The sequence below is a fragment of the Microbacterium sp. Marseille-Q6648 genome (assembly GCF_943181415.1).
In the GTDB taxonomy this organism is placed as follows: Bacteria; Actinomycetota; Actinomycetes; order Actinomycetales; family Microbacteriaceae; genus Microbacterium.
Genome location: NZ_CALPBZ010000001.1, coordinates 1,135,326 through 1,148,771, shown reverse-complemented (window position 1 = coordinate 1,148,771; position 13,446 = coordinate 1,135,326). Strand labels below are relative to the sequence as shown.

13 protein-coding genes, 1 tRNA gene and 1 pseudogene are annotated in these 13,446 nt (G+C 64.2%); 11 read left to right on the top strand and 4 right to left on the bottom strand.

Annotated features, from left to right (window positions below):
- Window positions 1-56: 56 nt before the first annotated feature.
- The gene (locus tag NFR93_RS05460; RefSeq protein WP_251450647.1) at window positions 57-779 is read left to right on the top strand and encodes a tyrosine-protein phosphatase; all 723 of its coding nucleotides are present in this window, start codon (window positions 57-59) and stop codon (window positions 777-779) included.
- A gap of 15 nt (window positions 780-794) precedes the next feature.
- On the opposite strand, the gene NFR93_RS05455 is transcribed toward NFR93_RS05460, so the two are convergent.
- The gene (locus NFR93_RS05455) at window positions 795-1,349 is read right to left on the bottom strand and encodes a GNAT family N-acetyltransferase (protein ID WP_251450645.1); all 555 of its coding nucleotides are present in this window, start codon (window positions 1,347-1,349) and stop codon (window positions 795-797) included.
- Window positions 1,346-1,600: a YkvA family protein gene (locus NFR93_RS05450; protein WP_251450643.1), complete on the bottom strand. Its 255-nt coding sequence runs from the start codon at window positions 1,598-1,600 to the stop codon at window positions 1,346-1,348. The genes NFR93_RS05455 and NFR93_RS05450 overlap by 4 nt, the downstream gene beginning before the upstream one ends.
- Window positions 1,601-1,713: 113 nt before the next feature.
- Here NFR93_RS05450 and NFR93_RS05445 point away from each other — a divergent pair, with 113 nt between their 5' ends.
- From NFR93_RS05445 to NFR93_RS05420, 6 genes are all read left to right on the top strand, one after another.
- The gene (locus NFR93_RS05445; RefSeq protein ID WP_251450641.1) at window positions 1,714-2,121 is read left to right on the top strand and encodes a dihydrofolate reductase family protein; all 408 of its coding nucleotides are present in this window, start codon (window positions 1,714-1,716) and stop codon (window positions 2,119-2,121) included.
- Between the two features lie 64 nt (window positions 2,122-2,185).
- Window positions 2,186-2,350, top strand: coding sequence for a hypothetical protein (locus NFR93_RS05440; protein WP_251450639.1), 165 nt, complete (start codon window positions 2,186-2,188; stop codon window positions 2,348-2,350).
- A 77-nt stretch (window positions 2,351-2,427) separates the two neighbouring features.
- Entirely contained in the window at window positions 2,428-2,742 is a 315-nt protein-coding gene (locus NFR93_RS05435; protein WP_251450637.1) for a TraR/DksA family transcriptional regulator, read from the top strand.
- A gap of 315 nt (window positions 2,743-3,057) precedes the next feature.
- Window positions 3,058-3,822 (top strand): hypothetical protein, encoded by a 765-nt coding sequence (locus NFR93_RS05430; protein ID WP_251450635.1) that lies wholly within the window; start codon window positions 3,058-3,060, stop codon window positions 3,820-3,822.
- A 101-nt stretch (window positions 3,823-3,923) separates the two neighbouring features.
- Window positions 3,924-3,995: transfer RNA gene (locus NFR93_RS05425), tRNA-Arg, on the top strand.
- A gap of 476 nt (window positions 3,996-4,471) precedes the next feature.
- On the top strand, window positions 4,472-5,176 hold the full coding sequence (locus NFR93_RS05420; RefSeq protein ID WP_251450633.1) for a hypothetical protein: 705 nt from the start codon (window positions 4,472-4,474) through the stop codon (window positions 5,174-5,176).
- A gap of 123 nt (window positions 5,177-5,299) precedes the next feature.
- On the opposite strand, the gene NFR93_RS05415 is transcribed toward NFR93_RS05420, so the two are convergent.
- Window positions 5,300-6,430 (bottom strand): tyrosine-type recombinase/integrase, encoded by a 1,131-nt coding sequence (locus tag NFR93_RS05415; RefSeq protein WP_251451517.1) that lies wholly within the window; start codon window positions 6,428-6,430, stop codon window positions 5,300-5,302.
- A gap of 336 nt (window positions 6,431-6,766) precedes the next feature.
- Complete coding sequence (locus NFR93_RS05410) at window positions 6,767-9,547, bottom strand: GmrSD restriction endonuclease domain-containing protein (RefSeq protein WP_251450631.1); 2,781 nt, start codon at window positions 9,545-9,547, stop codon at window positions 6,767-6,769.
- Between the two features lie 162 nt (window positions 9,548-9,709).
- On the opposite strand from NFR93_RS05410, the gene NFR93_RS05405 reads away from it, so the two are divergent.
- The 4 genes and pseudogenes from NFR93_RS05405 to NFR93_RS05390 all read left to right on the top strand — a co-directional run bounded on the left by NFR93_RS05405 (window position 9,710) and on the right by NFR93_RS05390 (window position 13,417).
- Window positions 9,710-10,648 carry an HNH endonuclease gene (locus NFR93_RS05405; protein WP_251450629.1) on the top strand — a complete coding sequence of 313 codons (939 nt, stop codon included), beginning with the start codon at window positions 9,710-9,712 and terminating at the stop codon, window positions 10,646-10,648.
- Window positions 10,649-10,668: 20 nt separating this feature from the next.
- A pseudogene (locus NFR93_RS05400) lies at window positions 10,669-10,890 on the top strand (ATP-binding protein); the annotation flags it as partial.
- A gap of 208 nt (window positions 10,891-11,098) precedes the next feature.
- Window positions 11,099-12,316 (top strand): DNA cytosine methyltransferase, encoded by a 1,218-nt coding sequence (locus tag NFR93_RS05395; protein WP_251450627.1) that lies wholly within the window; start codon window positions 11,099-11,101, stop codon window positions 12,314-12,316.
- A 33-nt stretch (window positions 12,317-12,349) separates the two neighbouring features.
- Entirely contained in the window at window positions 12,350-13,417 is a 1,068-nt protein-coding gene (locus NFR93_RS05390; protein WP_251450625.1) for a restriction endonuclease, SacI family, read from the top strand.
- Window positions 13,418-13,446: the final 29 nt, after the last annotated feature.

Below are 13,446 nucleotides of genomic sequence, written 5' to 3'. Positions count from 1 at the left end.
ACGCCCGAGCCGACCACAACCCGTGGCCTCATGACTCGCTGTGCCAGACTCGACCGATGGCCCATTGCGACGTGACGATCGACGGGCTCGCGAACGCCCGAGATCTCGGCGGCCTCGAGCGCGCGGACGGTTCCACGACACCGCACGGTGTGTTCGTGCGCGCCGAAGTGCTCGACCGCGTCACTCCCCGCGGCTGGGACGCGCTCCGCGACCACGGCGTACGCACGGTCATCGACCTGCGCCGACCGGACGAGCGCTCGGGCGGGGTTCCGGACGACATCGACCTCGTGGTCGTCGACCTCGACGGCGACGAACGGCACTTCTGGGAGCCGATCGAAGCCGACGGACGATGGGGCACGCCTCTCTACTATCTCGATCACATGCGCGACCTGCCCCACCGGCTCAGCGAGGCGCTCGCCGCGATCGCGCGCGCCGACGAGGGCGCCGTGCTGTTCCACTGCGGCGCCGGCTGGGACCGCACGGGCCTTATCGCCGCCGTCCTGCTGCGCGCGCTCGACGTCACGACGGATGCCGCCCTGGCCGACTATCTGCAATCGTTCACGAACGCCGAGGCGATGACTGCCCTGCACGCCCGCACGTTCCACGTCGACGAGCGCCACGCGATCCTCACCCGCCACGGGCACACAGCCGAGTCAGCGTTTCGCAGCGTCTACGACCGGCTCGATCTGGATGAATGGCTCCGCACCGCCGACATCAGCGACGACACGCGCCGAGCGATCACCACCTGGCGCGGCGCGGTGCCGGCATCCAAACCCTGAGTGGATCCGTCCCACTCACCGCTCGCGCGCGAGCAGCGCCCATGTGTCGATCGTCGTCCACTCGCCTTTGAACCAGTCGGCGTCGACGTTGCGTCCTTCGTGCCGGAAGCCCAGGCGCGTGAACAGCCGCGCGACCGGCTCGTTGCGTGCGTCGGTGATCGCGAACACCCGGTGGGCGCCGTACTCGCTGAACAGCATGTCGACCATCGCGCAGAGCGCTTCGGTCGCGACGCCGCGCCCCTGCGACGTCGGCATGAGCGTCACCCCGAGCTCGTAGGTGTCGGGCTGGTCGGCGAGTGAGTGCACGGCGACGTCTCCGAGCAGCTCGCCGGTTGCGGCATCCCGGATGGCGATCTGGATCCAGTTGCCCGACCCCAGCTCGATCTGCGACGGCTGCTCGGCGATGAGGTCATCGGCGTCGGCGGTGCTGTAGTCGGGAGTCCACGACTGCCACCGCGCCACGTCGGGCACCTGCCGATACGCGACGAACGCGTCTCGGTCACTCGACGCCAGAGCGTCGAGCACGAGTCGGTCGGTGCGCTTCGGAAGGCTCATCGTGCGCTTCGTCATGGGGAGTGGGTGTGGGACTTCTTGCCGGCCTTGACCTCGGCCCTCCATCGGCCGTGCTCGCGCGCGAACAGCGCGGCGAAGATGGCCCACATGCCGAGGTCGTCGGCGAAGCCGAGCGGCCCGAGCACGAGTTCGGGGATCAGGTCGATCGGCACGACGGTATAGACGAGTGCGGCGAGGCCGACCACCCACGTCGTCGGGGCGACCTTGTGCTCACGGTTCTTGATCGCCTTCAGAAAGCTCCACCACATGGGTCAAGTGTGCGCCATCGCGGGATGCTGCGACACGGGCTTGCGTCGCGGCCGGTTCTCGGTGTCGAGACTCGACCACGCCGCTGCCGATACCCTCGCGGCTGGGCGCGGCAATGTTCGGTCTGCACGCGAACCCCGACGACCCCGAGTGGAGGGGGTGGTGGGGGGACGAGCCGCCCTTCGGTTACCCCGTCTACGTGCTGACCCACGCCGACCAGCGTCCGTCCATCGAGATGGCGAACGGCACGGTCTTCCACTTCCGCTCAGGATCCCTCGAGGCGGTGCTCGACGAGGCGACGGCCGACGCCGGCGACTTGGACGTGCGGGTCGGGGGCGGTATCCGCACCGCGCGCGCGTTCTTGCAGGCGGGGCTGGTGGACGACCTGCACGTCGCGATCGCGCCCGTCGTGCTGGGGCGCGGAAACCCGGTGTGGGAGCGGCTGCGCGGGCTCGATCAGACGCACGCGGTTCGTTCGCAGGTGTCGGAGAGCGGAACCGTGCACGTGACGTTTGCGCGCTGAGCCGCTGAGGCTAGAAAAATACCGCTGACTTGCCTTTTCTAGGAACCGGGCTATGGTGATGGGCATGACCGACATGGCCCATCGGCACCGCATCGAGCGTCTCTCAGACGCCTCCGTGGTGACCGCCGCGGTCGAGATTGCGGGCGCGCGCCACGAGGTGCTCCCGCCCCGGCGGGACGTCGTGAGGGGACTGATCGTCACCTTCACGTCTCGCGCCGCGCCCCCGTGACAGCCGCACACAGAAACGGCTTCACACCCATCAGCGCGTCGCATCTGCGGCGCGTTTTTCGTATCCAGGAGGACACCATGACCACATCCACTCCGCCGAGTCTTGCGCTCGCCGACGTGCAGCGCGCACTCGAGCGACAACTCGAGGAGCGCCTCGCAACCCTTCAGGCGCTCCAGCCCTATGCGCTGCCGACCGTGGATCCCGTCGCGTTCCAAACCGCGGCATCCCACCGCGCGGTGATCGAGCAGATCACCGCCGCGCTCAATCGCATCACTCGCGGGACCTACGGACTCTGCACCCGGTGCGGGCGCCCCATCGCCCCCGGCCGGCTCGAGGTGCTTCCCCACGCTGCGGCCTGTATCGAATGTCAGAGCCATGCAGACGCCGCGTAGTCGCAAGCCGATCGCCATCCCCTCGTACCCGCCGATCAGTCGTGATCGGGTCGCCGATGCGCATGGTCGAGTGTCGTCGGGCTCGTCCGTCCCCGCGCGGGTCTGGGCGCAGGTGGGGGGACTGTTCCGCCCATGCGGCGATCACGGCGTCGTCCACCGTCGGCTCTCCGACAGCCGGTCAGAGAAGCCGCCTGGTTCCTCCCCGAGCCCTCGTGGTCGATATGACGTGAGCGCGTTTTCGCGGCGCGACCGCCCGCTTCACCGCCCTGGGCTGAACCTCTAGCCATCGACCCGAAGTCGACGTCATCATGAGTCATGGACGACGTCGTTCTCGCTGTGATCGGTCTGCTTGCGACGATCGCGGTGCCGGTCGCCATCCATCGGGCTACTCACCCGAAGCGGCGAGTCTCGTACTTCCTCGGCGTGCGCCCGCTGCATCCGGTACCGCAACAGCCGGGCCCGGCCACGCCGCGGACCAGCGCCCCGCCCGGTTGGCCCATGCAGGTGACGCTTCAGATGTGGTCGAGCGGACGCGCGGATGTCTCGTCCAAGAACTTCGACGGCGATCGGCCGATCGTCTTCCAGTTCGGATCGCCCATCCTCGAGGCCCATGATGCCGACGACGAGCCGACGTATCTCGGTGTGTTCGAGCGCGAGGGCGAGAACCGGGTGTTCTTCCGTCCTGCGCCTATCGGTGGGCGACGAGTGTTCTCGACCGAACTGGTCGTCGCTGAACCGGTGTCATTTCGTGTGCGCCACCCGCTCATCGACGTGGAGATGGTGGAGTCTCGTGTGCCGTTCCAGGGCGCTCGGACGACGGGTGGCATCCGTCACCTCGCGACCAACGGGATGTTCTGGGGTGTGCTGCAGCTCGTCCTGAGCTTCGTCGCGATGATTCTGTGGTTTCCCATCATGGACGTGAATACGAGCTGGGGCTCAGCGTTGTCGATCATGTACGCGGTGCTCTTCATCAGCGGTCTGGTGACGATCGTCATTTCCGCGATCGTTCGGCTGGCACGGTGGTTGGGGGCGCGGGCGAAGCAGCGGCGTCAGGGGACGATGTCGGCCTCGTCGACGTAGCGCAGTCTCAATCTCGGGCCGCGGATTCCTTCCTTCCGAGGTCGCCCGCGGCTCCTGCAAGCGGTGGGGCTGGTTTGCCTCTGGGTACACTGGAGCCGCCAGCCTCTGTAGCTCAATGGAAGAGCAGTTCCGTCCTAAGGAAACGGTTGGGGGTTCGAGTCCCTCCAGGGGCACAGTCTTTTTTTGCTTCTGACCAGGGATTCCTTCTGTGGTTAGACCACAGAAATCGCGCTTTTGCCCGTTTTTTGCCCGCATTTCTCAAATTTGGGCGCGCCGACAAGCCACTTCAAGGCCCTTCGTGCGGCGTCTTGGAGGGCCGAAATGAAGCGTTTCGCACGGGATCCTGCCCCGTCGAAAAGTGAGCAATCTGCTCTCCGCAGTTACTTCAGTCGTCGAGGTCGGGCGTAGCGAGCTCGCGAACCGAGGGCAGGCGTCAGCCACGGCGTTTGGTCGATCAGTCTCGTCGCGAGGACATTCAAAATCGCCGGCGAAGACATCGGCACACGGGTCCAGAGTCCTCGCCGTCGACGCGTGCCCCGAGCGTCAGCTACGCGGACTTCACGTCTGACCCGAGCTGGACCCGAGGGACGCCCGATATCGGCGCGGCAGGCGGAGTGGTGGTAGTCCGCGCTATGCGATCATCTTGACCATGGAGTTCTGGAAGGCGGTCGTCGGCGACATCCTTTCGGGCGTCGTAGTTGCTGTGGTCGTGGCATTGTTCGCCCTCTTCGTGATCGGCCGATTTGAGCGGCGCCGAGCCGAAGATGACGCACGTACGGAACGAGATCTCGCCGCGGCCACCGCCCTCTACCAGGCTCACGGCGATCTGTTCGCGGCGTGGAAGCTGTGGGAGTTTCATTCGCGATATGGGAACCACGGGCAACCTCTGTCCGATAACCGGAGAAGTGAGATCGTCGGACTTGCCGCATCTGCTGAAGGTCGATGCGAATCGCTTCTAATTCGCATCGCGCTTGAGCACGATCTTGACCGTCACCAGGAAGCAGCGCTTTGGTGTCTCCGGATGTCATTCAAGGAGTTGAGATACGCGATACGCGATGACCGGCCACTTAATTGGTGGAGGTCCGATACTCACGGGCCGTCCGAGGGTCATCGCGAGTATCAGGCGTTCAAGACTGCGATGGCCGCGGTAGCGGGCATCTTGACCAGGAGAAACAATGAAGTGAGGTCCAAGGCCGCCACTCATACCAGAAGTGGTCCCGGTCCGAGTCGCACCGAGAGCCTCGAGAGGGTCACCGGCAACAAGCCGCCACGGCCAATCGACCGAACCTTGTCGTCCGCTCCCTCATCGAAGGACTGGGTTTTGGTCGCTGAGCAGATCCTGCCAGCGATCTAGGTGCCAGTGGCTGGCGCCCCCGGCCACAAGCTGGAGCGCGCCCTGCTCCCAATTCCGGCTCGAGGCGTCCATCCTCGATGACTGCGATCGGCAATCGGTGGGATTGAGTTCGTGCTCGGCCGATCAATGCGGTCGCGCGTATCGGGTCTGCGGACCCGACGGAAGAGCCACCAACGGCATCTGCGCATTCAGTCGCGTTGCGACTTCGTCCAGATCGTCCTCGAAGAGATCGGCGTACGTGTCGAGTGTCATCGCCGCCGACGCGTGGCCGAGCATCCGCTGCACAGCTTTCACATTCGCGCCCGAGCTGATCGCGAGCGATGCGGCAGTGTGACGGAGGTCGTGAGGGGTCAGTCTCGGAATCGATGGATCGAACTCCTGCGCCCGCCGAACCGCATTCGCGAACCATCCCTTGTCGCCCGAGTTGCGCATGTGATTGACACCGTCGCCGAACAGCAGTCCCTCCGGGCCCTTGCCGGCACACGCCTGCTCGATCATCGGGGCGAGACGCGCGGGGAAGGGGACCGAACGGCGCTCCTGCGTCTTGGGTGTGCCGACGTGGATCTCGTAGGCGATCATGACCGCGTTCTCCTCGATAACGAAGCGTCGACGCAGCCGGTTCACGCTCCGCACCCGCAGCCCCGTCGCCTCACCCCACCGCAGACCGCAGTAAGCGAGGGTGAGGACGAGTGTCGGATGTGCCGAGCACGCCGCCAGCGTCGCCACCTGGTCATGTGTGAGATAGATGCGGCGCTTGCCCGGACCGTGCCGCGGAAGATTGCGGACGTTGCGGGCCGGATTGCTCGCGAGGCGTCGATCGTCGATCGCAACGTCAAGGATGCCGGCCAGAGCCCCCAGCGCGCGAAGGACCACCGTCCGCGACTTCCTCGTCGCGAGATCTGACACCCAATCCTGAACTTCTGAGCGCCGGATCGACGAGATCTCCCGATCGGCCCACACCGGCGCGACGTGGTTCTTCCACGCCTGCTCGAGCGTCGCGTAATACGACGGCTTCGACATCGGCGGCTGCTTCGATTTCAGCCAGCTGTCCGCGAACATCCGGACCGGAACCCGGGATGAGGACGGATCGATGTACTCGCCCTTCGATTTCGACACCGTGACCATGGAGAGGTACAGCTTCGCTTCGCGCATCGTCGTGAACCCGCGCTTCTCCGCCTCGGTGCGATCCGGCTTGCGATAGCGCACGCGATAGCGACGGCCCTTCGCCGTCTCATACGGGGTGATGTAGCCCATCTCGACCTCCGCTCGTGCCGGCTTCAGGGTCCGTATTCGGCCAGTGTCGGACACAGATGAGCCGTCGTCAACGCGACCGAGGTGAGATGTGGATAGATGAAGCAATACGTCGCAACTGATGTCGGGTTGATGGGCGCCTCCTCCGACGCCGAGAGTGTAGCGATCGGTCGCGCCTCCGTTCTCGGCGCTCACTCCTTGCAGACTCCGCGCTGGCGCGCTCCGCTTAGCAGCCGTTCGACGACGAGCACTGCGCCGCACCCGACCGCTTGATGTCTGATTGTCGGAGTAAGAATGAGTACGAGACAACGCAGGTCGACTGGGTACAAAGTTCTCGCGTCAGTTGCGGCCGATTTCGAATCCGAGAGTCTCGAGTCGCCGACGCGCGTCCCAGGACTGGAATTGCCTCGATTCGATGCCGAGTGCGATCGCAAACACTTGCTTGACTGGCCAGCGGACGCCATCCACGTCGACCCAGTAAGTCAGAACGTTTCCCGGAGCGTGCCCCTGAAGCCGCTCGATCACTATCTCCCGCGAGAGCTGGCGCTCCTCACCGTCGAGCGTGAAGTGGATCGTGCCAAGCGCGCCCGCGGTGTCTGTTTGTACGAGGCGATCATGCTCGCCCATCACCTCCATGAACCACTCGAGTGCGTCGATGACCCGTTGACGGTCGTTGACGTCTGCGAGGACATCGACCGAGAACGTCGGTCGGACTTTTAGCTTCGAGTTGTCGATGGCGACGCCTCGCGCCTGGTTCAGTCGACTCCGGAATTCGTCGCGCATGCGCGCGTCATCGAAAGGCGGCCGACTCGCGAGCCACTGAAAAACGACCTCGACGCTTCCGTAGCTATATATGACCAGCGGCCAGACGTGTGATGCCGAACCCGGTTCTCGCACATGCAGGAACGCGCCGATGTCGGTTGAGGCCCCGAAGGTGACATAACCCCCGAGGCCGCGCCAAGCTCGCAGTACTTCGATCACCCCATGGATCGTCGCCGGGGTGTACCTTCCCGCCATCTGTGCCAAATAGGCGCTCTCACGCTCGTCGGAATCGTCGAACTCACCGCCTGCAGAATTTGCGTCGATTTCAACGCCGAGGAGACCGGCAAGGTCCGCGACCTCGAGCTTGCTTTCAGCGTCGGCTCGTCCGTCTGCGCCGAACTCGATCCCTTCCTCGATCAAGACGTCCTTCGGGTCGCGACCCTCGTTCGGGCTGCCCGGCGTCCATCGGAAGCCGGGCGAGATGGTTCCCGCCGCCTGCAGAACGCGCCACGCGTTGGCGACAGGGTTCTTTCCGAGGAACACTCCAAGTGGAACCGGGTGAGTGCCCGCGATGGTCGCGACGTTGCCGTACGTTGTCCAGCGTCCTTCGGGGATGGACTCGATCACCTCGGTTGCCAGTTTCCAAGCCACACCCGACTCCACGACATCGGTTTCGGCGAGCGGTGCGACCCACGTAGTCCGCACGCTCTCGGCTAGTGCAGCTCCGCGGCCGAGGATCTGCTGTCGACCCCATGTCTCCTCTGCCGCAATTGGCTTGTTCAGCGCGATATTGCTCTCGGCGAGAAGCGCTCGTTTGGCTGTGAACGGTGCGTTGCTCAGCTCGGAGTTGTACCCAGTCAACGTCAGGTTGGCGAGAGTGTGGAGGTAAGCCTCGTGCAGGTCGTCGACCGTCGCAAACTCACCGAGATCGAGCGACAGACTGTCGCGCCACGCGTCGGTCAGCGTCTGCGGCATGACGTGCTCGATTGTGGCGCCGTCAAGCGACGCAGGCTCCTTCCCCGCGTTGATCCGCTCGAGCCAAGTCAGCAGAGTCTTCCGTTGAGTGGGGCGACCCGAGTAGTAGAACGGCTTCGTGACGACTGCATCCGCGACTTGGCGATCAGTCGCATAGAACTTCCTACCAGTGGACAGGTATCGGTGAAGTGACGCCGCGAGATCAGTGGCGTCCAGCTCGCCAGCCGCGCGGAGGAGAATCCGGGAGAGCGCCCCGCTTGGAGCATTGATGAGCAAGCGTCGGACGAAGTAGGACTCGAGAACGGCGAGCGCCTTGGCGGCTTCACCTTCAGCGGATTGACCAGAGTCCTGAAGACTCAGTATTCGAAGCATGAGCGGGTCGGCCGCCGTGGACCCCCATTCATTCAGGCGCGCCAGACGCTCGCAGAGCTCGGGGTCGTGGCATTGCTCGGGATTCCGAAGCTGCGCTACGAGTCCGGCGAGCCGGGCGTACCGGCGGACCTCGGCCTCGACCTGTTCATCAGTCAGGCGAGAGAGGCGCGCCTCTTGCAGTGCATAGATGTCACCCTGCTTCGCCTCGGGCATAGACCACGTGATGTCCATCCAGAACAGTGCCTCGAGGTCGCCGGAGGTGAGCAGCGTTTGCATCGGAAGCCACACCGCGGTGTACACGTCCTCGCCGCGAGAACCGAGTCGCATGAAGATGTAGTTGCGCAGCAGGTCGCCCTGGGTGAGCTTCATCCCCGTGTTGTTGAGCGACTCGAAAATCCTGTAGACGTTATCGTCATGGCCGGCGGTGATGGCCACGAACACGAGTCCGTCGAGGAGCGCTGCTGCGACGCGGTCGATGTCGTGTGGGTCGTCGGGGTCATCGGCCTCGACGAGGCGCATTCGGAAGAAGCGATAGGCGTCGATGACGCCGGAGTGCATTCCATCCAGAACCGCATTGTCGACGATAGCCCTGAACGCCGTTCGATCCGCCTGTGTGGGGAGGAGCTTCAACCGATCGTCACCGTGCTTGAAGCGGTCGGTGAGATATGTCTCGTGGAGGCGCGCCACCTTCTGAGGAGCATCCGGCTCGTTCTTTGCGATGTGGTCGCGTATCGCGGCAATCAGAACCGAGAGCGTCGTGAGACGCTGCTGACCGTCGACGACCAGGAACTCCGAGCCGCCCGGGCCTACACCGCCCGTGGAAAGAACGAGAGAGCCGGTGAAGTGGGTAGCGCGAGGATCATCGACGCGCGCATCAGCCAGATCCACGACGTCACTCCACAATCGGCCTAGCTGCTTCGGGCTCCAGGAGTACGTCCGCTGGTACAGCGGCACGCGGTATTGCTTCGCGCCTTCGAGGACCTGCTGAAGTCGGATCTCTTGTACGTGCATGCTTCCTCGCGCTTGGATTGTCCCACTCGTGAGCCTAGCGAGGGAGAAGTCTGAGCTTCTTGCAGGCGCACCGCGTCCTTGCCCGGTCGTGGGCAACCCGCTCCGCGCGGAGAGTCGAAGAGGCCTTATCATCGGCCGTGGGCGCCGGGGAACGGGGAGTTCGTGTCTACAAGCACGTTTGAGCAGCAACTGCTGTGGCGCGCGTCCAGATGGCGCAGCTTGTCTGAGGCGCACCCCAACTCAATCGCGCCGGCGTCCACGATCCGATCGCTGGGCATCTACAGCGGGTTTCGTGGGGTTTGGGTCGACAAGCAGCACACAGCCTCGACCGCGGTCCCCTCCGGCATCACGATTGGAGTCCGGCACGACGGGTCGAGCTACGCGGACCGTCTCAGTGACACCGGCCTGATCTACAAGTTCCCTGAAACCGAGCGGAAGGGGCACGACGAACTTGAGATCGAGGCAACCCGCACCGCGATGCGTCTCGGTCTGCCGATCTTCGTCGTCAGCGGACACAAAGATGCCCCCACGCGCGAGGTGCGCCTCGCCTATGTCGAAGCGTGTAACGACGAGGCGAAAGAATTCTTGCTCGCATTTGTGCCACAGCCGATCCTCGGCCCGATGCGCCTGGCTCTCGCCTCCCCGGAATCGGCCCCAGAGTGGCTCGCGAGGCGGATCGCTTCCCAAACGAATGAACGGCGGTTCGCATTCAAAGTGATGGAGCGGTACGGGCCGCGCTGCGCCGTCTGCGAGATTAGCGCTCGTCCTCTACTGGCTTCCGCCCACCTGCGTCCGAAGTTCGCGAATGGAACCGACGAGCCGGAGAACGGGCTTGTGCTGTGCGCCAATCACCATCTCGCGCTGGACTTCGGTCTGTGGCGAGTCCACCCGAACGAAGGTCGCGTCACCGCTCGCTCAGGTGTGGACCTGACCAGCATCGGCGTCACGCGACGCAACCTGTCGCTGTTACGTGCGTATCCGAGTGATGAGTCGCTCGAATGGCTGTGGAAGCTCAACTTCAAGCACGTGCAATCCGCGATGCGTCCACGACCGGCTACCCGCGCTCAAGATCTCATCACTGCCGTCCCGCCTGATCGGTAGCAATGCCCCGCGGGTGCCCTCCTCGTGAGCTCCCCCCGCTCCGCCGTCGCGGGGGGATGATCGTCGAGAAAGTCGGCTATCCCATTCGGGCAGGCGCTGCGAACCTCTTCTTCGAGCTGGTGTCGTCTCGTTGCGAACACGCGACGCTGATTCTCACCTCGAACCTTCCGCTCTCTGGCTGGGGTGGGGTGTTCGGCGACCAAGCCGTCGCCGCCGCGATGAGCGGCCGCATCGTCCACCACGAATGACCCTCGGCGATCGCACACCCGCGGACCTACTCGCCAGCCTGCTACTGTCCGAGAATCAGCCTTCGTTGCGATGACAATTGGATTACAGGCGCCGAAAACTGTCTAGAACTCGCGCGCCCCCGACACTCGCCAGACCATGGAAGTTCTGGACACTGGCTGCTAGGTCAGGGCCGTGTCGGTGGGGGCGCTATACGATGACTTCATGCCCGTTGACTTGCCAGCCATCACTCCATCAATTGGCTCGAAGATACCGGTCATCAGCCTTTTCTCCGGAGCGGGCGGGTTGGATCTTGCGGTTGAGCGCGTTGCTGACGCGCCGCTCCTGTCGCCGGTTGTTCCCTCGGCCGGTCCCTTCCGGGTCGCAGTCGCGACTGACTATTCCGCACAGGCGCTTGACACGCTCGCTCTCAATCTGCCAGAGACGGCTACTTGGCCTGGCGATATCCGGGATACGCCCACGTCGGAACTCCTGCGCATCGGGTCCCTGTCTGAGGGTGACGCGGCCCTCGTCGTCGGCGGACCACCGTGCACGCCGTTCTCTAAGTCGGGGTTCTGGCTTGCCGAGAAGCGCGAGTCCCGAGACCCCAATGCGTCCCTGCTCGAAGAGTATGTCCGCGTGATTGCTCAGGCCCGTCCCGAAGCTTTCGTGCTCGAGAACGTGCAAGCGCTGACCTACAAGACCCACGAGAAGCACTTCACGCAGCTGCTGGCCGCGTTGGCCGAGCTTGGCTACAACCCACAATGGAAGACACTCCTCGCCGCGGACTTCGGCGTGCCACAACTTCGTAAGCGTGTGTTCATCGTGGGCCGTCGCGACGGTCGAGCGTTTCACTTCCCAGAACCAACTCACGCTGGCCCCAGTGAGACGACGCGGACGTGGGACACCTCGAAGGTGCCCCACGTCACGGCCGAGCAGGCGTTCGCTGGGCTCGAAACCACCGCAGAAATGGGAGAGTTGGTCGAGGGCAAGTACGGCGAGCTCGCCGCTGAAGTGCCCGGCGGGCAGAACTACCTGTGGCATACCTCTCGTTTCGGCGGACGGAATGAGTTCGAATGGCGTTCCCGCTACTGGACGTTTCTGTTGCGGCTCGCGCCCCAAAAGCCGAGTTCCACACTGCAAGCGCAGCCGGGGCCGTATGTGGGGCCTTTCCACTGGGAAAACCTCCCCAACGCGGAGGGTGAGCTGCGAGCCCGTCGGCTGCGTGTTCCAGAACTTCTGCGGCTGATGACCTTTCCCGACAACTTCCGCCTCATCGGGCGCCGAGCTGATGTTCAGCGTCAGCTTGGGAATGCAGTCCCGCTCGAACTCGGAAAAGCCGTGCTTCGAGCACTGACGCTGCAGCTCGGATATATTGATGCCGAGACAGACAGCGACGACCGGCTCGTCCGGTCTACGAGCGATGCAGTTCTGATCAGCTAACGCTCCGAGTGGGCCGAGGAGGGCCCTTCACCAATGAGCTTCGACTATCAGGCCGCTGAGCAAGTTCTGCTCGAAGCGCTCGCACTCGCAAGAAGCGATATGCGGCTTCCCGTGGAATGGCGAAGCCATGCGCGGGCGGTATTCGATCTCCACGCGAAAACCTGGACGCCCGCATTCGCCACCCTCCTCCTCGCGAAGGCGACAGACGACACCGTCGACACGATGAGCCTCAAGGCAGATGAGGGCAACCCCAGCGCCTACAGCGCGCGCGGCCTATGCCACAAGATCATCGTTCCCGCCGCGGCCGAGCACCGCTTCTCGATTCGAAACACGGGTCGGGAACCGATGAACAACCAGCCGTTCTTTCGGTACGAGCGCATCGATCAACTTGACCGGGTACGGCACCCAGCCGACCGTGAATACTTCGTCGACGTAGCACAGAAGGCCAACATGCTCGACCAGGCCGGCGCCCTCGAGGCACTTGCCGCATTCTTGCGGGAAGCCTTGGCCGTTAGCGCGGTTTCGAGGAGCGTTGCCATCAAGGCCAACGGACTCACAGCTAGCGGGGCACAAATCGCGGTTGAGGACTTCCTACGTTTCGACGCCCCGGATCGACCTCACCGACTTCAGGCCTTCGCGGCCGCTTGTCTCGGCCTGCTGTATGAAAGTGTCCGGACCCGGCGGATCAACGATCCGTCGCGCGATTTCCCCGGCGATGTCCACGCTGTCGTTGGAGGAGAGGTGGCAGTTGCGATGGAGGTCAGAGGCAAGCCCGTTAGCGCGTCCGATCTCTCGTCCTTCGCTGAAGCCTGCGAGTCGGCTGGTCTCGGCCGGGCCATCATGTTCGTGGACGCGCCCCTACAAATCGAGCTGGGCCCCCACGTCGCCGTCAACAACAGTCGCGGCCGAAGTACACAGATTGCCGCGTTCACGTCGGCCCCGGAACTGCTTGCAGAGTCGTTCCTCTGGGCCAAGCTTTCGCTACCAAATGCGATTGACACTTTCGCCACCGACTATCTAGCGAGATTGCGGGAAATAGAGGTGACCGTTCCGACGCTTCAAGAGTGGGCCCGAGCCGTCGCGATCGCGCAAGCTCACTGACTCGCACTGGTTTCGGTCGAGAGACGTAC